Annotated in this window: 18 protein-coding genes and 1 riboswitch; of the genes, 11 read left to right on the forward strand and 7 right to left on the reverse strand. The window is 66.4% G+C overall.

The window, feature by feature from the left end; translation table 11 throughout:
- Window positions 1-77: 77 nt before the first annotated feature.
- Window positions 78-401 (reverse strand): DUF6280 family protein, encoded by a 324-nt coding sequence (locus tag ACP15I_RS05675; protein ID WP_424967742.1) that lies wholly within the window; start codon window positions 399-401, stop codon window positions 78-80.
- 212 nt (window positions 402-613) lie between these two features.
- Between ACP15I_RS05675 and efp the strand changes: the two genes are divergently transcribed.
- Window positions 614-1,177: an elongation factor P gene (gene efp, locus ACP15I_RS05680; protein ID WP_424967743.1), complete on the forward strand. Its 564-nt coding sequence runs from the start codon at window positions 614-616 to the stop codon at window positions 1,175-1,177.
- Between the two features lie 292 nt (window positions 1,178-1,469).
- The gene (locus ACP15I_RS05685; RefSeq protein ID WP_424974298.1) at window positions 1,470-1,916 is read left to right on the forward strand and encodes a DUF4399 domain-containing protein; all 447 of its coding nucleotides are present in this window, start codon (window positions 1,470-1,472) and stop codon (window positions 1,914-1,916) included.
- Between the two features lie 27 nt (window positions 1,917-1,943).
- Here ACP15I_RS05685 and ACP15I_RS05690 read toward each other — a convergent pair whose 3' ends face one another.
- The gene (locus ACP15I_RS05690) at window positions 1,944-2,714 is read right to left on the reverse strand and encodes a YgfZ/GcvT domain-containing protein (protein WP_424974299.1); all 771 of its coding nucleotides are present in this window, start codon (window positions 2,712-2,714) and stop codon (window positions 1,944-1,946) included.
- Between the two features lie 91 nt (window positions 2,715-2,805).
- Here ACP15I_RS05690 and ACP15I_RS05695 point away from each other — a divergent pair, with 91 nt between their 5' ends.
- Both ACP15I_RS05695 and ACP15I_RS05700 read left to right on the forward strand, forming a co-directional pair.
- A complete protein-coding gene (locus tag ACP15I_RS05695; protein WP_424974300.1) occupies window positions 2,806-3,501 on the forward strand; it encodes a glycosyltransferase in 696 nt (231 codons plus the stop codon).
- A 52-nt stretch (window positions 3,502-3,553) separates the two neighbouring features.
- Window positions 3,554-4,762, forward strand: a complete 1,209-nt coding sequence (locus ACP15I_RS05700; protein WP_424974301.1) for a pyridoxal-phosphate-dependent aminotransferase family protein — start codon at window positions 3,554-3,556, stop codon at window positions 4,760-4,762.
- Window positions 4,763-4,804: 42 nt separating this feature from the next.
- Here the strand turns inward: ACP15I_RS05700 and ACP15I_RS05705 are convergent, their stop codons facing one another.
- The 3 genes from ACP15I_RS05705 to ACP15I_RS05715 form a co-directional block, all read right to left on the reverse strand.
- The gene (locus ACP15I_RS05705; RefSeq protein WP_424967749.1) at window positions 4,805-5,023 is read right to left on the reverse strand and encodes a hypothetical protein; all 219 of its coding nucleotides are present in this window, start codon (window positions 5,021-5,023) and stop codon (window positions 4,805-4,807) included.
- Between the two features lie 90 nt (window positions 5,024-5,113).
- Window positions 5,114-6,232 (reverse strand): pyridoxal phosphate-dependent aminotransferase, encoded by a 1,119-nt coding sequence (locus ACP15I_RS05710; protein ID WP_424974302.1) that lies wholly within the window; start codon window positions 6,230-6,232, stop codon window positions 5,114-5,116.
- A gap of 226 nt (window positions 6,233-6,458) precedes the next feature.
- Window positions 6,459-9,494: a valine--tRNA ligase gene (locus ACP15I_RS05715; protein ID WP_424974303.1), complete on the reverse strand. Its 3,036-nt coding sequence runs from the start codon at window positions 9,492-9,494 to the stop codon at window positions 6,459-6,461.
- A gap of 120 nt (window positions 9,495-9,614) precedes the next feature.
- Here ACP15I_RS05715 and ACP15I_RS05720 point away from each other — a divergent pair, with 120 nt between their 5' ends.
- From ACP15I_RS05720 to ACP15I_RS05750, 7 genes are all read left to right on the forward strand, one after another.
- The gene (locus ACP15I_RS05720; RefSeq protein WP_424974304.1) at window positions 9,615-11,924 is read left to right on the forward strand and encodes a xanthine dehydrogenase family protein molybdopterin-binding subunit; all 2,310 of its coding nucleotides are present in this window, start codon (window positions 9,615-9,617) and stop codon (window positions 11,922-11,924) included.
- 202 nt (window positions 11,925-12,126) lie between these two features.
- Complete coding sequence (locus ACP15I_RS05725; protein WP_424974305.1) at window positions 12,127-13,221, forward strand: DUF2235 domain-containing protein; 1,095 nt, start codon at window positions 12,127-12,129, stop codon at window positions 13,219-13,221.
- Window positions 13,222-13,282: 61 nt separating this feature from the next.
- Window positions 13,283-13,500: riboswitch (cobalamin riboswitch) on the forward strand.
- Window positions 13,501-13,604: 104 nt separating this feature from the next.
- Window positions 13,605-14,015 carry a DUF1636 family protein gene (locus tag ACP15I_RS05730; RefSeq protein ID WP_424974306.1) on the forward strand — a complete coding sequence of 137 codons (411 nt, stop codon included), beginning with the start codon at window positions 13,605-13,607 and terminating at the stop codon, window positions 14,013-14,015.
- Complete coding sequence (locus ACP15I_RS05735) at window positions 14,012-14,794, forward strand: ABC transporter ATP-binding protein (protein ID WP_424974307.1); 783 nt, start codon at window positions 14,012-14,014, stop codon at window positions 14,792-14,794. Before ACP15I_RS05730 ends, ACP15I_RS05735 begins: the two co-directional genes overlap by 4 nt.
- An 11-nt stretch (window positions 14,795-14,805) precedes the next feature.
- On the forward strand, window positions 14,806-15,741 hold the full coding sequence (locus ACP15I_RS05740; RefSeq protein ID WP_424974308.1) for an ABC transporter substrate-binding protein: 936 nt from the start codon (window positions 14,806-14,808) through the stop codon (window positions 15,739-15,741).
- A gap of 5 nt (window positions 15,742-15,746) precedes the next feature.
- Entirely contained in the window at window positions 15,747-16,793 is a 1,047-nt protein-coding gene (locus tag ACP15I_RS05745; protein ID WP_424974309.1) for a FecCD family ABC transporter permease, read from the forward strand.
- 72 nt (window positions 16,794-16,865) lie between these two features.
- The gene (locus ACP15I_RS05750; RefSeq protein ID WP_424974310.1) at window positions 16,866-17,558 is read left to right on the forward strand and encodes a substrate-binding domain-containing protein; all 693 of its coding nucleotides are present in this window, start codon (window positions 16,866-16,868) and stop codon (window positions 17,556-17,558) included.
- Between the two features lie 9 nt (window positions 17,559-17,567).
- On the opposite strand, the gene ACP15I_RS05755 is transcribed toward ACP15I_RS05750, so the two are convergent.
- Both ACP15I_RS05755 and metF read right to left on the reverse strand, forming a co-directional pair.
- Window positions 17,568-18,035 carry a PaaI family thioesterase gene (locus tag ACP15I_RS05755; RefSeq protein WP_424967759.1) on the reverse strand — a complete coding sequence of 156 codons (468 nt, stop codon included), beginning with the start codon at window positions 18,033-18,035 and terminating at the stop codon, window positions 17,568-17,570.
- 69 nt (window positions 18,036-18,104) lie between these two features.
- Window positions 18,105-18,971 carry a methylenetetrahydrofolate reductase [NAD(P)H] gene (gene metF, locus ACP15I_RS05760; protein WP_424974311.1) on the reverse strand — a complete coding sequence of 289 codons (867 nt, stop codon included), beginning with the start codon at window positions 18,969-18,971 and terminating at the stop codon, window positions 18,105-18,107.
- Window positions 18,972-18,975: the final 4 nt, after the last annotated feature.

Here is an 18,975-nt window from a genome sequence, read left to right on the forward strand (position 1 = left end):
CGACCGCCATGGATGCGCGCAACAAAAAACGCGCGCCGGGTCGGGCGCGCGCAAATTGTCCGCGTTTTGCGGGAAGATCAGGCGGCTTCGGCCTGCTGCTGAGCGGCGTTGCGACGCTCGCTCTCCTCGCGGGAGAGAGCCACGGAGGTCCGCACCCCCTGGCCCACGAATTCCATCAGGCCAGAGACCACGCGCTCGTTCGGGTCAATGCCGGCACAGGACAGCACTTCGCGCCCGTCGCGCGAGCGCGCCCAGCGGGCGATCTGCTCTGGACCATTCCCGTATTTCTTGTCATCCGCGATCGCATCATCGAGCGCAGCCAGAACAACGGCCGCGAAGAGTTTGCGCGCGCGTTGGCCCTGCTCGTAATTGAATGCGGATGAATCGACGAAGTCGGCCATGAGTGTTCCTTGATTATTGCTCTTGTCTTTTTGGCGTGCCGCCGAATATGACGGTTTTGCGCTGATTCTGGTCTGCGATCTCGGTATACCACATATGCGGCATATGCATAGCTTTGAGTGGTTAACCGCAACCTGCAGCGGCTTGCCAGGTAGCCCGTCCCCAGATATAGGATCGGCGACTTCCCATTCAACCTTTCTTCAGGTTTCTGCTCATGCCCAAGATCAATGGAAACGAAATCCGCCCCGGCAACGTGCTGGAACACAACGACGGTTTGTGGGCGGCAGTCAAAGTCGACCACGTGAAACCCGGCAAGGGCGGGGCCTTTGCCCAGGTCGAGCTGCGCAACCTGCGCAACGGCTCCAAGCTCAACGAACGCTTCCGCAGCGCCGACAAGGTGGAGCGCGTGCGACTGGAGCAGAAGGACCAGCAGTTTCTCTACGAGAGCGACGGGATGCTGGTCTTCATGGACAACGAGACCTTCGAACAGATTGAATTGCCTGCGGAAATTCTTGGCGACCGCCGTCCGTTCCTGCAGGACGGCATGACGATCCAGATCGAGTATTACGAGGCCGAGGCGCTGAGCGCATCGCTGCCCCAGAAGGTGACCTGCACCGTGGTCGAGACCGAGCCGGTGGTCAAAGGCCAGACGGCTGCGAACTCTTTCAAGCCGGCAGTGCTCGACAATGGCATCAAGGTCATGGTCCCGCCCTTCGTGGGTCAGGACGAGGCGATCGTCGTGAATACCGAGACCATGGAATACTCCGAGCGCGCCTGAGCCGCCTCGAAAACTCCGGTCAGAAGGCGCGCGTTTCGTGCGCCTTTTGCGTTTTCAGCGCCGCCGTGCGGCATAAACCGGGCGTCACCCTGAGGGGCAGAGGGTGTTGGGCGGATCAGAGCCGACAGGTTTGTTCTTTGATCGAGATCAAGTCGCTGGCGGAGAATTCTGCTAGAGGTGATCCTCCCGAGATTCGCCCCTCCCGAAATCTTTACGTGGATTCGCTGCCGTTTGGCCTAATTCTAGGGCCAGAGCGCGGAACATCCGCGCCGAGACTACAGGGAGCTTTCGCATGATTTTCAAAACCACATTGGCCGCTTTCGGCATGGCAGGCGCGATGACGCTGGCCGCTGTCGCCGGGGATACGCCCGCGCCCGAAGGTGCCGCCGTCTATTTCGTGAATCTCGAGGATGGGGCCACAGTGTCCAGCCCGGTGACGATCGTCTTCGGCCTCGAAGGTATGGGCGTCGCCCCGGCGGGGACCGAGAAGGACAAGACCGGGCATCACCACCTGCTGCTGAACCGGGCCAAGCTGGGCGAGGGGCCCGATGGCGCGGATGAGCTGCTCTATGGCATCCCGGCGGATGACAACCATATCCATTTCGGCGGTGGTCAGACCCAGGTGACGATCGATCTGCCCGCGGGCACCCACACGATGCAGCTGGTGCTGGGTGATCTGAACCACGTGCCCCATGATCCCCCGATCATGACCGAGGTGATCAGCGTCACGGTCGAGTAAGCCCGAGCGCGATACGGACGGCGGTGCCTAGGGGGTCCAGGTGACCCGTGCAGAGCCCGCCGTCATCTCGCCCTTTGCGCGGTCAAAGCGCAGATAGGCGAGGGCCTGATCCCCGCTCTGGGTGCCCAGCACCCCGGCAGGCTTGCCATTGGCGGTGATCTCGGTGCCGGGGGCGGCTTCGCCCTCGATCTGCACCCGGGCGAGCCCCTTGCGCAGCTCGGTCTTGTGCTTCATCCGGGCCGTGACCTCCTGGCCCACATAGCAGCCTTTCTTGAAATCGACGCCGTTGAGACGCTCGAACCCCATTTCGAGAATGTAGCTGTCATCGGGCTGCAGTTCGGGCCCGGTCTCGGGGACCATCAGTGCCACGCGCAGGGCGTCCCAATCCGTGACCTCCGGCCCGCCCTCGGTGCCATAGAGCCGCCAGCCCAGATCCGGGTGGCGCGGGTCCGCCAAGGCCCCTTCGGGCGGCGTGCCCAATCCGCGCGCCACGGGCATCTCGGTCATCTCGAGGGTCACATCCGCGCGCAGCTTGAACATGGTCAGCCGCTTCAGAAGGCCCGGGGCAATCCCCTCGGCCACGTCAAGCAAAAGCGCGTCGCCCTCCGGGATCACGAAGAAATCGGCGAGAAACTTGCCCTGCGGGCTCAGGAAGGCGGTGTAGACCGCGCCCTCGGCGAGCCGTGCCAGATCATTGGTCACCATCCCCTGCAGGAAGCTGCGCGCATCGGATCCCGAGACGCGGATCACCCGGCGGGCGGGGACGGCTTCGATCACGGCTGTGCTGTCTTGGGGCATTTCGCTCTCCCATCTTTGTGATTTCTCACATATAGGTTTGCCGCCGAGCCACAAGGGACGGCGGACGGACCACGGTTGTTTTTGAGGGTACATGCGCGCACCGATCTCCATTGTCATGCCGGTTCTGAATGCACAGGAGGCGTTGCGCCACTCGATCCCGGCCCTGTCGGAAGGGCTCGAGACGGGGCTGATCGCCGAGCTGATCATGACCGACGGGGGCTCGACCGACTATACCGAGGCTGTGGCGGATGCGGCGGGTGCGGTCTGGGTGACCGGTGCGCACGGGCGCGGGGCGCAGATCGCCCGCGGGGTGGCCAAGGCGCGGGCGCCCTGGATCCTGATCCTGCATGCGGATACCGCGTTGCAGCCCGGCTGGGCCGAGGCGGTGGGCGCGGCGCTGCAGGATCGCGAGGTTGCCCATTATGGCCGCCTGCAATTCGACGCGCTGGGACCGGCGGCCGGGTTCGTGGCGGGCTGGGCCAATTGGCGTGCGCGCTGGCTGGGGCTGCCCTATGGCGATCAGGGCCTTCTGATCCACCAGTCCCTGCTGGAGGAGGTGGGCGGTATTCCCGACCTCCCCCTGATGGAGGACGTGGCTCTGGCCCGCGCCCTGCGCGGGCGGTTGCGCCCGCTCGGCGCGGTCGCGCGGACCAGTGCCGCGCGCTATGAGCGCGAGGGCTGGCTGCGGCGCGGGGCGCGCAATCTGGCGCTTCTGCTGCGCTATCTCGGTGGCGCGGATCCGGCCCGTCTGGCCGATGCCTACCGCGCGCCCCAGGGACAGGATTGACCCTGCTCGGCGCGCGTCCTAGGACTTGAGGCGTTTGAGTTCAGGAGCTCCCATGACCCTCGCCAACGGCCGCACTTACCTCGCCATTCCCGGCCCGTCCGTCATGCCCGACCGGGTGCTGCAGGCGATGCATCGCGCGGCGCCGAATATCTATACCGGCGCGCTGGTCGAGATGGTCGAGGGCATGGTGCCTGACCTGCTGGCCGTGGCCCGGACCGAGGCCCGGGTGGCCATGTATATCGCCAATGGCCACGGGGTCTGGGAAGCCGCACTCGCCAATACCGTGGCCCCGGGCCAGAAGGTGCTCGTGATCGCAACGGGGATGTTCGCCAAGGGCTGGGCCGAAATGGCCCGCGGGCTCGGGATCGACGCCGAAGTGCTCGATTTCGGGGATCGGTCCACCTTTGACCCGGCCGTGATCGAAGAGGCGCTGCGGGCCGACACGACCGGTGCGATCCGCGCGGTCCTTGCGGTGCAGGTCGATACCGCAACCTCCGTGCGCAGCGACATCCCGGCCCTGCGCAAGGTGATGGACGCATCGGGGCATCCCGCGCTTTTGATGGTGGATTGCATCGCCTGTCTGGCCTGTGACGATTTCCACATGGATGCCTGGGGCGTCGATGTCATGGTCACCGGCTGCCAGAAGGGTCTGATGACCCCGCCGGGCCTTGGCTTTGTCTTCTTCAACGAGAAGGCGAACGAGGCCCATGACCGGCTCGACATTGTCAGCCCTTATTGGGACTGGGCCGTGCGCTCCAACCCGGAGATGTTCTATCAGTTCTTCTTTGGCACGGCACCGACCCATCACCTCTATGGGCTGCGCGAGGCGCTGACCATGATCCTCCACGAGGAGGGGCTGGAGGCGGTCCTGGCGCGCCACGAGAAGCTGGCCCAGACCGTCTGGGCCGCGATGGAGGCCTGGGGCAAGGGCAAGGGGCGCGGTCACATCGCGCTCAACGTGACGGATCCGGCGCTGCGCAGCCATGCGGTGACCAGCGTGCGGATGCAGGCGCCCAATGCGACCGCCCTGCGCGACTGGGTGACGGACAAGGCGGGCGTGACATTGGGCATTGGGCTGGGCATGGCCGCGCCCGGGGATCCCGCATGGCACGGGTTCTTCCGGATCGGCCATATGGGCCATGTGAATGCCCATATGGTGCTGGGCGTGCTCGGAACGATCGATGCCGGGCTCAAGGCCCTGCAGATCCCCCATGGCGACGGTGCGCTCGAAGCCGCGACGGCCGTGGCGGCCCGCGCCTGATCTGGCATTGGCCGTCTGCGGAGCTTGGATCCTGGGCGGGGCTCAGGCCTCGTCGCGCGGCTTGATCCCGTTGCGGTGGAGCGGCTTCAGCTTGATCCACTGATCCAGCAGATAGGCCGCGGCCATGGCGGGCAGAAACCCGTAGAGCGCCCAGACAAATCCCAGGACACAGAACAGAACGACCCCGAAGGCCACGAGAAAGGGGAGGGTGAAATCCTCGACCCGTCCGGGCGGGCGCTTTTCCTGGGTCTGTCCGTGCATGGGGCCTCCATTCGCGTCTTGCCCAGAATATTAGCGCAAACGCGCCATTGGCAAAGTCGCGATTTCGTGGGGCGGCGCGCGGGGCGTTGCTCAGCGGTGATTGACCTCGGCAACGGCATCCGGCAGGCGCTCTGCCAGCAAATCGAGCATTTCCTGCGTGCCCGCAGAGATCCGGATGCAGCGGTCCTGGGGGCTGACAAAGGGCATGCGCACGAACAGATCCCGCGCGATGAGGCCTTGCAGGATCGCCTTGGCCCGCGCCCCGTCTGCACCGCAATCCAGCGTGACGAAGTTCGTGGCCGAGGGCAGGGCCCGCAGCCCGCTTTCCGCGCCGATCTCGGCAATGCGCGCCCGGGCGGAGGCGGTCGCGCGGACCACATGGGCCAGATGGGCGGGGTCGTTCAGGGCGGCGAGCGCCCCGGCCTGGCCAATCCGGCTCATCCCGAAATGGTTGCGCACCTTGTTGAAGGCGGTGATCAGATCCTCGGCCCCGAGCGCATAGCCCACCCGCGCCCCGGCCATCCCATGGGCCTTGGAGAAGGTGCGCATCCGGATGACCCGCGGGTCATCTATCGCGATATCCGGGGTGGTGCCATCGGGCGCGAACTCGATATAGGCCTCGTCCAGCACCAGAACGCATCCCGACGGCATGGCGGCCACCATGGCCTCGATCACCGCGGCCGTGTGCCAGGTGCCCATGGGGTTGTCCGGATTGGCGAGATAGACCAGCCTGGCGTCCACACGCCGCGCCATCTCCAGCAGGGCATCGGGATCCTCATGGTCGTCACGGTAAGGCACCGTGTGGAGCGCGCCGCCAAACCCCGCCACATGGTAGTTGAAAGTCGGATAGGCCCCGGCGGATGTGACCACCGCGTCGCCCGGCCCGACCATCAGCCGCACGAGATAACCTAGAAGCCCGTCGATCCCTTCGCCGACAACGATATTGCCCGGCGCGATCCCGTGATGGGCCGCAAGTGCGGCGCGCAGGTCGTGGCTTTCCGGATCGCCATACATCCACGCCCCATGGGCGGCGGCGGCCATCGCCTCGAGCGCCTTGGGGGAGGGTCCGAAGACACTCTCATTCGCTCCAAGCCGTGCCGCGAAAGGCCTCCCTCGGGCGCGCTCCTGGGTTTCCGGACCGACAAAGGGCACGGTCGCGGGCAGGCTGTCGACGAGGGGTGTGTAACGGGGGCCGGGTCTGTCTGTCATCCCCATGGCCTAGCGCGGCGAGGGCCGCGCTGCAACGTTGCGCAGAAGGTGAGGGGGTATTGAGTATTTGTGGAACAATGAAGGGCAAGGGGCTTGCCCGACGGATCCACCGGCGCACGGCTGGCCCCTGAGCGCGCGTCAAAACCTTAAGTCTCCAAATATCCCCGCCGGAGGCTCCTGTGGGATGAGCAGCGCCTCGGGTGGGGTGGGGCGCTGCGTTTTTGGGTCAGCTGGCTTCTGCGAGGCGGTCCAGGGCTGCGCTCAGGGTGGCGAGTTCGGCCTCGCCGGTGGCCAGACGTTCGCGGCTTTCCTCGACCACTTCGGGTGGGGCGGAGGCCACGAATTTCGCGTTGTTCAGCCGTCCCTTCAGACCGCCCAGCTCTTTCTGCAGCTTGGCGAGGGTTTTGCCCAGACGCTCTTTCTCAGCGCCCACATCGATGATGTCCGCGAGCGGCAGGGCGAAGGTCCCGCCATCGACCGCGATGGTGAGCGCGCCCTTGGGGGGCTCGTCGGCTTCGGTCACCTCGCCGATGCGCGCGAGACGTTTGATCAGCGTCTCGTTATTGGCATAGGCCTTGCGCCCGGCCTCATCGAGCGCGACCTGCACCACCGGCACGTAAAGCCCTGCAGGGACACGCATTTGTGCGCGCACGGACCGGACGTTTTCGATCAGCGAAATGGTCCAGTTCATCTCGCGATCCGCCTCCGGATCTACCAGATCGGCAGCCGTGTAGGTTGGCCAATCCGCATGGACCAGCATCTTGGCGCGGGTGCCGGTGGTGTCCCAAAGCTCTTCGGTGATGAAGGGCATGATCGGGTGGAGCAGGATGAAACACTGCTCCAGAACCCATGCCATCGTCTCGCGCGTCTCGGCCTTGGAGGCGTCGTCCCCGTCGAGCAGAAGCGGCTTGGAGAACTCCACATACCAGTCGCAGACCTTGCCCCAGACAAAGGCATAGAGCGCGGTTGCCGCGTCGTTGAACTTGTACTCGGCCAGTGCAGCATCGACCTCTTCGCGGACCTTCGCGGTCTCGCCGATAATCCATCGGTTGAGGGTCTGCGTAGCGTCGGGCAGCTGTCGGACATCTGTCGGGCAAGTGTCGGGCACGTCCGCGCGGGCCGTAAAGACTTCGTTCATCTCTGCATAGCGCGTGGCGTTCCAGAGCTTGGTCGTGAAATTGCGGTAACCCTGCACGCGCTGCATGTCGAGCTTGAGCACCCCGCCCAGGCTGGCCATGGCGGCGGAGGAAAAGCGCAAGGCGTCTGCGCCGTATTCGTCGATGATCTCCAGCGGGTCGATCACGTTGCCCACGGACTTGGACATCTTCTTGCCCTTGGCGTCGCGCACGAGCCCGTGGAGGTAGACTTCGTCAAAGGGCACCTCGCCGGTGACGGCCAGCTGCATCATCATCATCCGGGCGACCCAGAAGAAGAGGATGTCCTGACCGGTCACGAGGGTGGAGGTCGGGAAGTATTTCTTGAGCTCGTCCGTATCCTCGGGCCAGCCCAAGGTGCCGATTGGCCAGAGGCCGGAGGAGAACCAGGTGTCGAGCACGTCGGGATCACGCCAAAGCAAGATCAGGTCATCGTCTCGTGCTTGCGACTCCAATTGAGAGTCGCATTCGTCTACGCGTTCCCCAGCATAGTAGCTTTTGGCTTCTCGACGGACTTCATCAAAAGTCGAGCCACAGAAGGTTTTGAGATCTGAGGGAGCATAGCTGTAAGTGTTATCCACCTTGCCCGGCCCATACCACACCGGGATCTGGTGGCCCCACCAGAGTTGGCGGGAGATGCACCAGGGCTCGATATTGTCGAGCCAGTGGTAATAGGTCTTCTCGCCGCTCTCGGGCATGATCTTGACCGTGCCGTCGCGCACTTTGTCGAGCGCGGGGCCGACGATCTTTTCGGCGTCCACGAACCACTGGTCGGTGAGCATGGGCTCGATCACGACCTTCGAGCGGTCGCCGAAGGGCTGCATGATCGGTTTGTTTTCCACCAGCGGGATTGTGGCCGGGGTGTCCTCGGGGGCGTTGTCCTCGGCGACCTTGGGGTTGGGGATCATGACCGCGAGGCCTTCGGACGTGATCTGCTCCACAACCGCCTTGCGGGCCTCGAAACGGTCAAGCCCACGTAGCTCGTCCGGGACGAGGTTGATCGCGTCGCATTCGGCTTCGCCCAGCGTGCGCTTGCCCTCGGCCACTTCCATGGCGATGGTTGCGGCCTCGGCATAGGGCACGCCGTCATCGCGCATCTGGGCGCGAGTATTCATCAAGCGGTACATGGGGATGCCACCGCGCTTGGCGACCTGATAGTCGTTGAAGTCATGGGCGCCGGTGATCTTCACCGCGCCGGAGCCAAAGTCGGGGTCCGGGTATTCATCGGTGATGATCGGGATCAGGCGGCGGTGCTCTTTGGGGCCCACGGGGATCTCGCAGAGCTTGCCGACGATGGGCGCATAACGCGTGTCATCGGGGTGCACCGCGACCGCGCCGTCGCCGAGCATGGTCTCGGGCCGGGTGGTGGCAATCGAGATGTAATCGCGGGTCTCGCGCAGGGTGACGGTGCCGTCCTCGTCCTTTTCCACGTATTCGTAGGTCTGGCCGCCCGCGAGCGGGTATTTGAAGTGCCACATATGGCCGGGGGTCTCGATATTCTCGACCTCGAGGTCCGAGATCGCGGTCTCGAATTTCGGATCCCAGTTCACCAGCCGCTTGCCGCGATAGATCAGGCCCTTGTCGTACATATCGACGAAGACCTTGATGACCGCGTCGTGGAAGTTCGGGCCCTTGCCCTTGTCCGGATCGCCCTCGGCCCCGCCCATGGTGAAGGCCTCGCGCGACCAGTCGCAGGACGCGCCCAGACGCTTGAGCTGTCCGATGATGGTGCCGCGGGATTTGACCTTCTGCTCCCAGACGCGGGCGAGGAACTTGGCGCGGCCCATTTCGGCGCGGGTCGGCTCGCCATTTGCGGCCATCTCGCGTTCGGTCACCATCTGGGTCGCGATGCCCGCATGGTCCGTGCCCGGCTGCCAGAGCGTGTCGTAGCCCTGCATCCGTTTCCAGCGGATCAGGATGTCCTGCAGGGTGTTGTTGAACGCGTGGCCCATATGGAGCGAGCCCGTCACGTTGGGCGGCGGGATCATGATGCAATAGGTCTCGTCCCGGCTGGCATTCGCGCCGGCGGCAAAGCAGCCCTCGGCTTCCCAGCGGGCATAGAGACGGGGTTCGGCCTCGGCGGCGTTGAAGGTCTTTTCCATGGGCATGGCGGTCATCCTTTGCACTTGGGCGTGGAGATAACGAAACCCCGTGGGAAGGGAAAGGGGCGGTCTGGACAGTGGGCGGGATGGGGCTAAGGTTCAGGCCGGACGAGCGAAGGAATTCTCATGACCAAACAGCGCGACACATTCGGGATCAGCCAGCCTGCGGCGCGGGTGGAGGATGTCCGGTTTCTGACCGGCGCGGGGCGCTATGTGGATGACATCGCGCCCGAGGGGGCGCTGCATGGGGTGGTGCTGCGCTCGATGGTGGCCCATGGGGCGATCACGGCGTTGGATGTGGCCGAGGCGGCGGCGATGCCGGGGGTTGCGCTGGTGCTGACGGGGGATGATCTGGCCGCGGCCGGGCTGCGCATGGATATGCAGGCGACGGTGATGCCGAACCGGGACGGGACGCGCGGGGCGGGGCCGGTGCGGCCGCTGCTGGCGCAGGGGACGGTGCGGTTCGTGGGCGAGCCCATCGCCATGGTCTTTGCCGAGACGCTGGATCAGGCGCGGGACGCGGTGGAGGCGATCGCGCTGGAGATCGACGAGAAGCCCGCCAAGCTGGACACGGCACCGGGGGGTGCCGCGCTCCATGCGGAGGCCGGGGATAATGTGGCTTTCGACTGGGCCTGCGGCGAAGAGGCGGCGACCGAGGCGGCCTTTGCCCGCGCGGCGCATCGGGTCGGGCTGGTGGTTGAGGACAACCGGATCATCGTGAACTCCATGGAGCCGCGGGGCTGTTTTGCCGCGCTCGAGGAGGGGCGCCTGCATCTGTCCCATAACGGGCAGGGGGTCTGGACCATGAAGGCGCAGCTCTGCCGCAATCTGGGCCTGAGCGCCGAGGAGGTGCGGGTCACCAACCCGGATGTGGGCGGCGGTTTCGGAATGAAAGGCATGGCCTATCCCGAATACTTCGTGGTCGCCCATGCGGCGCGGGTGCTGGGCCGACCCTGCCGCTGGATGTCCGAGCGCACCGAGGCGATGCTGAGCGACAATGCGGGCCGGGATCTGGTCTCGGATGTGGAGCTGGCCTTTGACGCGGATCTCAAGCTGATCGGGTTCAAGGCGGACGTGCTGAGCAATCTCGGGGCCTATAACTCGCAATTCGCGCAGGCCATTCAGACCAGCCTCGCCATGAAGGTGATGACCGGCGTCTATGACGTGCAGGCCGCCTATATGCGGGTGCGCGGGATTTATACCAACACCACCCAGGTGGATGCCTATCGCGGGGCCGGACGGCCCGAGGCGATCTACACGCTGGAGCGGGCCATGGATCACGCGGCGCGCAGCCTGGGCGTGGATCCGTGGGAGCTGCGCAAGCGCTCGTTCATCACGCCCGAGCAGATGCCCTATGCCGCCCCCTCGGGGGAGACCTATGACGTGGGCGCTTTCGCCCGGGTGCTCGACCGTGCGGGCGAAGAGGCGGATCGCGCCGGCTTTGCGGCGCGCAAGGCCGCGAGTGAGGCGGCGGGCAAGCTGCGCGGGCAGGGCCTGTGCTACTATATCGAGGCGATCCTCGGCGATCCGAGCGAAGGGGCCAAGATGGTCTTCGAGGAGGATGGCAGCGTCACGCTCTATGTGGGCACGCAATCGAACGGGCAGGGCCATGAGACGGTCTTCGTGCAGGTCCTGCACGAGATGACAGGCATCCCCGCAGAGCGGATCCGTATCGTCCAGGGCGACAGCGACCTGATCGCCAAGGGCGGGGGCACGGGCGGTTCGCGCTCGGTCACGGTCCAGAGCCAGGCGACCCGGGCCATGGTCGATGTGGCCATCGCGGCCTTTGCCCCCTTCCTCGCGGATCGCATGGGCGTGGAGGCGGCGGAGATCACCTTTGACGAGGGCAGCTTCCGGGCCGAGGGCTCCAACGTGGTGATGACCATGATCGAGGCCGCCGAGGCGGCCCGCGCCGCCGGGGAGACCGCGCTGCTGACCCATGAGGCCGAGACGACCCTGCCGGGGCGGTCCTTTCCCAACGGGGCCCATGTCTGCGAGGTCGAGATCGATCCCGAGACCGGCGTGGTGGCCGTGGACCGCTATACGGTGGTCGATGATTTCGGCGTGCTGATCAATCCGCTTCTGGCCGAGGGGCAGGTCCATGGCGGCGTGGCCCAGGGCATCGGGCAGGCGATCACCGAGCATGTGGTCTATGACCCGGAGGGGCAGCTTCTGACGGCGAGTTTCATGGATTACGGCATGCCGCGCGCCGATGACGTGCCGATGATCGCCTTCTATACCGAGCCGGTGCCGTCCAAGAACAACGTGCTGGGCATGAAAGGCTGCGGCGAGGCCGGAACCGTCGGCGCGCTCGCTGCCGTGGCCAATGCGGTGCAGGACGCGGTCTGGGATCTGGGCCTGCGCAAGGTAGACATGCCCTTCACCCCCGCGCGCATGTGGGAAATGCTGGCCCAAACCCCCCACGCCGCCGAATAGATGGATCGGTGGCCCCGCCGTTGGCGGGGCCGACCCGCGCGGATTCTGCAGGTTTTGCATTAAGATTAACGCGCAAGTCGTTCACGCATAAGTCTTTCCTGCGCGCGCCGATTGTTCGCAAATCCGTGTGCTCACGGGCCGCACACGGCCCTGTGCTCGGTCTGTTCTTTACTTAACCTTTCGGGACTACAATCTTGGGGGTATGAGGACACCTGCCCCGAACCCGGCGGCGCGCCCCGCCCATGTCCCCACGGACCATATCGTCATTCTCGACGGGACGATGTCCTCGTTCATGCCCGGACGCGAGACCAATGCCGGGCTGGCCTACAAGCTGATCCGTGACCGCCGCGACCCCCATGTCACCCTGTTCTACGAGCCGGGGATCCAGTGGCAGGGCTGGCGCCGGTCCATCGAGGTGATCGCCGGGATCGGCATCAACCGGCAGATCCGCCGCGCTTACCGGTTTCTTGCCCATCGCTATCGCCCGGGGGACCGGATCTTTCTCATGGGCTATTCGCGCGGCGCCTATGCCGTGCGCTCGCTGGCGGGGCTGATCGACCGCTTTGGCCTGATCCGGCCCGAGGCCGCGACCGCGCAGCGGGTGCGCCAGCTCTATGCCTATTACCAGGAACGCCGGGACAGCCGCTTTGCCGAGCGGTTTGCCGACCGCTATTGCCACCGGCAGGTGGAGATCGAGATGGTCGGGGTCTGGGACACGGTCAAGGCGCTGGGCATCCAGATGCCGGGTCTGCGGCGGCTCGCGCCCATGGCCAGCGCGTTTCACTCGGATCAGCTCAGCGGCGCGGTCAAGCACGGCTTCCACGCGCTGGCCCTGAACGAGCGGCGCCGGGCCTTTGCCCCGGTCCTGTGGCATTGCCCGCCGGGCTGGAACGGCCATGTGGAGCAGGTCTGGTTCCGTGGCACCCATGGGGATATCGGCGGGCAGCTGGCCGGGTTCTCTGCCGCGCGGCCCCTCGCCAATATCCCCTTCGTCTGGATGCTGGAGCAGGCCGAGGCCTGCGGGCTGCGCCTGCCCGATGGCTGGCAGGACCGCTTCCCGCGCGATGCCAATGCGCCCTCGATGGGGTCCTGGCGCAGCTGGGGAAAGCTGTTCGTGCGGCGCCGGGCGCGCCGGGTGGGGGTGGACCGCTCCGAGAGCCTGCATGAGAGCGTGCCGCGCCGCCGCCGGATCCCGCCCCTGGGCGCGCTGGCCACCGCGGCGGGCCAGAGCCTTGCCGCCATCCTGCCGCGCGGGCGCGCCGCCCGTCCCGCGCCTGAGCGGATCTCCCACCGCTGAGCCGGGCCCTGCGGCGGTTTTACCCGATCTGTCAGGATGGCTTGACGGGCTGGGCAAACTTCCCGACAGTCGCCCCGATGGTTCCCGGAGGCCAAAGGCCAGGCCGGGATGAAAAGGGAATACGGTGAGGAGGAGCCAAGCGGCGCCAAATCCGTAACTGCCCCCGCAACTGTGAGCGGCGAGCGACCCCGATGATCACCACTGAGCGACCGCGCTCGGGAAGGATCGGGCGAGCCCGGACCCGCGAGTCAGGAGACCTGCCATCGGTGACGTAACTTCAACCCGGGCGGGGTGTCCGGACAGGAGGCTATGATGGTGAGACGGGTCGCTCCGTTTCGATATCCCGGTCCCACGCACGCCCCTGGGCGATCGCGGAGGGCGATATGGCAACCCCAACCCACAGAATCACGGTCTGCACGTCGTGTCGGCACAAGGGCAGTGACTGCCGCCCGGGCTATGAACTGATCGCCCGGCTGCGCGCGGCCATCGCGGCGGCGGGCGACAGCGTGCCCGAGAGTTTCGAGATTTCCGGCGTGGCCTGCATGGCGGGCTGCGAGCGGCCCTGCACCGTGGCCTATCACGGCACGCGCAAGGCGACCTATCTGTTTGGCGACATCGAACCAGACGTGGATATCGACGATCTGGTGGCCTTTGCCCGGCAATACGCGGTGCTCGGCAATGGCTGGTGTTCCTCGGTGGATCGGCCGGGCAAGCTGCGGCGCACCACGCTGGCACGGGTGCCGGCGGCGATCATCGCGCTGAAAGAGGCGGCCCCCGGGCAGCGCGCGTCATGAGCGCTGCAGATCTGAGCGCCGACGGGATCAGCTGGGCCCCGCGCCGGGCGGACCCGCTGCTGGTGCATCCCACAAGCTTTCATGTGCCTGCGGGCGATGTGCTGGGCGTGGTCGGGCCGAACGGGGCGGGCAAGTCGACGCTTTTGCGGATGATCTACCGCTTCCAGCGGCCCGCCACCGGACGGATCCGGGTGGGGGGCGCGGATCTCTGGGAGATCTCGCCACGCGAGGCCGCGCGCAAGGTCGCGGCGGTCCTGCAGGAGCATGCGTCGTCCTTCGGGCTGACCGTGCGCGAAGTGGTGGCGCTGGGCCGCACGCCCTTTCGTTCGGGACTGGCCAGAACCGGGGCGCAGGATGCGGAAAAGGTCGAGGCGGCGCTGGCGCAGCTGCACCTGACTGGGCTGGCCGAGCGCGATCTCGCCACGCTCTCGGGCGGCGAGCGGCAGCGCGTGATGGTGGCGCGCGCCCTCGCGCAGGAGCCGCAGGTGCTGGTCCTCGACGAGCCGACCAATCATCTGGATATCCGCCACCAGCTCGAGGTGCTGGCCCTGATCCGCAATCTCGACCTGACGATCATCGTTTCGCTCCACGACCTGAACATGGCCGCCGAGATCTGCGACCAGATCCTGCTGCTGGAGGCGGGCTGGACCCGCGGTTTCGGCACCCCCGATCAAGTGCTGACCGAGACGGCCGTGTCCCACGCGTTCCGGGTCGAGGCCCGGCGCGAACGGCTCGACCCGAGCAACAGCCAACATCTTTCCTTTCACCTTCCTTCCTGACTGAAGACCCCATGAAACTGACATTGACGCTCCTCGCCACGACCCTGCTGACCACTGCCGCGCTGGCCGAGACCACCGTGCAAAGCTGCGACCGCGAGGTCACCTTTGACGCCCCGCCCAAGGCGGCCGTTTCCCATGATGTGAACCTGACCGAGATGATGCTGGTCCTCGGGCTGGCGGATCGGATGGTCGGCTATACGGGCATTTCGGGCTGGAAAACTCTGGATGAGACCATGCGCACGGGCGTCGAGGCCTTGCCCGAACTGGCCGAGAAATACCCGACCAAGGAAGTGCTGATCGGGGCCGATGCGGATTTCTTCTTTGCCGGGTGGAATTACGGCATGCGGGTTGGCGGTGACGTCACGCCAGAGACCCTCGCGCCCTTCGGCATCCCGGTCTATGAACTGACCGAGAGCTGCATCCATATCTCTGAAAAAGGTCCGGCGAGCATGGAGGACATGTATGCTGACCTGCGCAATCTGGGCGCGATCTTCGGGGTGCCGGAGCGGGCCGAGGCGCTGATCGCGGGCTATGAGGCGGATCTCGCAGATTTCACCGCCAATCTGCCCGCGTTGGCCGAGGCGCCCCGGGTCTTTGTCTATGACAGCGGCGAGGATGTGCCGTTTACCGCCGGGCGCTATGCCATGCCGAACGCCCTGATCGAGGCGGCTGGCGGCACCAACATCATGAACGATTTCGAGAAAAGCTGGGCCACCGTCGGCTGGGAGGCCGTGGTAGAGCGCAATCCGGAGGTCATCGTGATCGTCAATTACGGCTCGGTCACCGCCGAGGAGAAGCGCGCCTTCCTGCGGTCCAACCCGGCCTTCGCCGAGATCGACGCGGTGAAGAATGACCGCTTCGTGACGCTCGAATATGTCGAGGCCACGCCGGGGCCGCGCAATATCGCGGCGGTCAAGACCCTCGCCGCCGCCTTCCGCGCCGAGTGAGCGACATGGCGCGATCCGCCCCGGTCCGGCGCGCGCGGGCGGCGCTGTTCCCGCTGGCCATGGTGGCGGGGGGCGTAGCGCTGATCCTGTCGGTCTATGCTGCCGTGAGCCTCGGGGCGATCTCGATCTCGGCGCCGGTGGTCTGGGGGGTGCTGGCCAACCAGATCGTGCCGGGTGCGGTGCCGGTGGACTGGTCGGCGGGGCGCGAGGCGATCGTCTGGGACATCCGCTTTCCCCGGGCGCTGCTGGCCTGCTGCGTGGGTGCGGGTCTGGCCATGGTGGGCGCGAGCCTGCAGGCGGTCACCCGCAACCCGCTGGCCGATCCGCATCTGCTGGGCATTTCGGCGGGGGCGGCTTTTGGGGCGATCCTCGCGCTGCTTCATACGGGGCTGTTTCTCGGGCTGCTGACCGTGCCGCTGCTAGCCTTTCTGGGCGCGCTGGGGGCGACGCTGTTGGTGCTGGCGGTGTCGCAATTCGCCTCCGCCACCAGTGCAGACCGGCTGATCCTGGCCGGGGTTGCGGTGTCCTTCATCGTGATGTCCCTGGCCAATATGCTGATTTTCCTCGGAGATCCCCGGGCGAGCCATACGGTGGTCTTCTGGATGCTGGGCGGGCTTGGGCTGGCGCAATGGGATCAGCTGATCTTTCCCTTCGCGATCCTGGTGGTCGGGGGGGCCTATCTGTGGCTGAACGCGCGCAATCTCAACGCGATGACCATCGGCGACGAGACGGCCTCGACCCTCGGGATCCCGGTGGCGCGGTTTCGGCTGTCGGTCTTCGTGATGGGCGCGCTGGTCACCGGGGCGATGGTGGCGTTTTCCGGGATCATCGGCTTTGTCGGGCTGATGGTGCCCCATATCGTGCGGCTGGTGGTGGGGGGCGATTACGCGCGGGTCCTGCCGATTTCGGCGCTTCTGGGGGCTGTGTTCCTGCTCTGGGCGGATATCTGTGCGCGGCTGGTCATGGCCCCGGACGAGATGCCCATCGGGGTTGTTACCGGCCTGATCGGGGGCAGCTTCTTCATCTGGCTCCTGCGCCGCCGGTTGGGGTGAGGGGGCCGCGATTTCAAATCGCGGCCCGGGCGCGCAGCCTGTAGGCTGCGCGCAACGCAAAAGGACAGCGGAATGCCCCAGCCGGAGATTGAATTCATCGTACCCGTGGCCCTGCGCGAGGTCATGGATGTGCTCGGTCCGGTCTTCGAAGCCGAGACCGGTCACCGCCTGCGGATCACCCATATGCTCAACCCCGAGGTGCCGGGGCACGTGGCGACGGGCGCGGCCTGGGATATCGCGATCACAAACCCGGTCTATGTGGCGCAGATCATCGCGGCGGGGCACAGCCCCGCAGGCCGCCATCGCCCGTTTGGCCGCGCCCCACTGAGCTTCGCTGCGCGGGGACCGGCCAGCGCACCGGCGGTGACCGACCCGGCCCGGATCGCAGCGGTGATCCTTGGGGCCGGGCGCATCGGGCTGACCGATCAAGGCACGAGCGGCGCGCAGTTTCACGCCCTGGCCCGGTCCCTCGGGGTGACGGAGCAGGTGGCCGACCGGCTCTGCGGGCTCGAAGGGGGCGGGCCCATGCGCGCGCTCAAGGCGGGGGAGGTGGACCTCGCGGTGCTGCCGCTGACCAATATCGCCCCGGTGCCGGGTGTCCATGCGGTTGCGATCTGTCCCGAAGCGCTGGAGGTTCATGTGGACCTGTCCCTCTGCCTCAGCCACGAGGCGTCAGAGGCGGCACAGGGGCTGGCAGCCTGGCTGACGGATCCGGCGCGCGACGGGGCGCTGGCGGCACTGGGTGCGCGGCGCTTTGGGCCCTAGACCCCAGGGTCAGCCATCCATGATCAGGCAGGTGGTGGTGCCGGTGGCATAGAGCTTGCCATCTGCGACCCCGCGGATTTCGCCATGGGCCGTGGCGGTTGTGCGCCCGCCATGATCGATCAGCCCCTCGGCGGTGATCTCGACCCCCGGGCGGAGGGCGCGGGTGATGTTGATCTTGTATTCCAGCGTTGTGTAGAACCGCCCCTTGGGCACGAGGGTCATCACCGCGCAGGCCATGCAACTGTCCAGCAGCGTGCCATACCAGCCGCCATGCACCCCGCCCATCGGGTTGCAATGGGCCTCGGAGGGCGCGCCGGTGAAGACCACGCGGCCCGTCTCGACAGAGGTCAGCCGGTATCCCAGCCCGACCGAGATCGGCGGGCGGGGGAGGTCCCCGCGCAGCATGCCCTGCATGAATTCGAGTCCCGAGAGCGAGAGCAGCGTCTCGCGATCCACCACGGCGAAGTTGTCGGTCATGATCCCCCCGGTTTTGCCTGCCCGCAAATGCTAGGCAGTGCGGCGGGGCGGGGCAGCCGTGACGTTACGTCAGGCCACCTCGGAGAGCGCAGCCTTGGGGCTGACGCCCAGGGCGGCGCAGACCTCGCGGGTCAGCTCGGGCTTGTTCAGGGTGTAGAAATGCAGATCCTCGACCCCGCCCTCGCGCAGCTCGGTGCACATCTCTGTGGCCAGCGCGATGGAGAGCAGCTCCTCGCGGCCATCGCGTGTGGCGGCGGCAAAGGCCTCGTCGAGCCAGGCAGGGACCTTGGTGCCGCAGCGCAGGGCGAAATTGCGGGCCTTGGTCCAGTTCTCGATCGGGAAGATGCCCGGAATGATCGGCGCGTTGATCCCGGCGGCCACGCAGCGGTCGCGGAAGCGGAAGAATGTCTCGGCCTCGAAGAAGAACTGGGTGATCGCGGCGGCGGCCCCGGCGTCGATCTTGCGCTTGAGGTAATCCACATCCGCCTGGGCCGTCGCGGCCTCCGGGTGCTGGTCCGGATAGGCGCCGACACGGATGTTGAACTTGCCCGTGGCCGCCAGCGCCTCGATCAGCTCGACGGAGCTGGCAAAGCCATCCCGGGCCGGGGTGAACCCGTCTGCGCCCTTGGGCGGGTCGCCGCGCAAGGCGACGATCTCGGTGACGCCCGCTGCCGAGTAGCCCTCGGCGATCTCGAGGGTTTCGGCGCGGGTCGCCTCGACGCAGGTCAGGTGGGCGGCCACGTTCAGCCCGTAATTCTTGCCGATGGTGGCCACCGCGTCATGGGTCAGCTTGCGCGTCGTGCCGCCCGCGCCATAGGTCACCGAGACGAAGCTCGGGTCGAGGGGCGCGAGGGTTTGGACCGTATCCCAGAGGCGGAAAGATGCGGCGATGGATTGCGGCGGAAAGAATTCGAACGAAACGCGCGGCGCGGACATGAGA

It is taken from the genome of Dinoroseobacter sp. S124A (genome assembly GCF_049801015.1).
Classification (GTDB): Bacteria; Pseudomonadota; Alphaproteobacteria; order Rhodobacterales; family Rhodobacteraceae; genus Dinoroseobacter.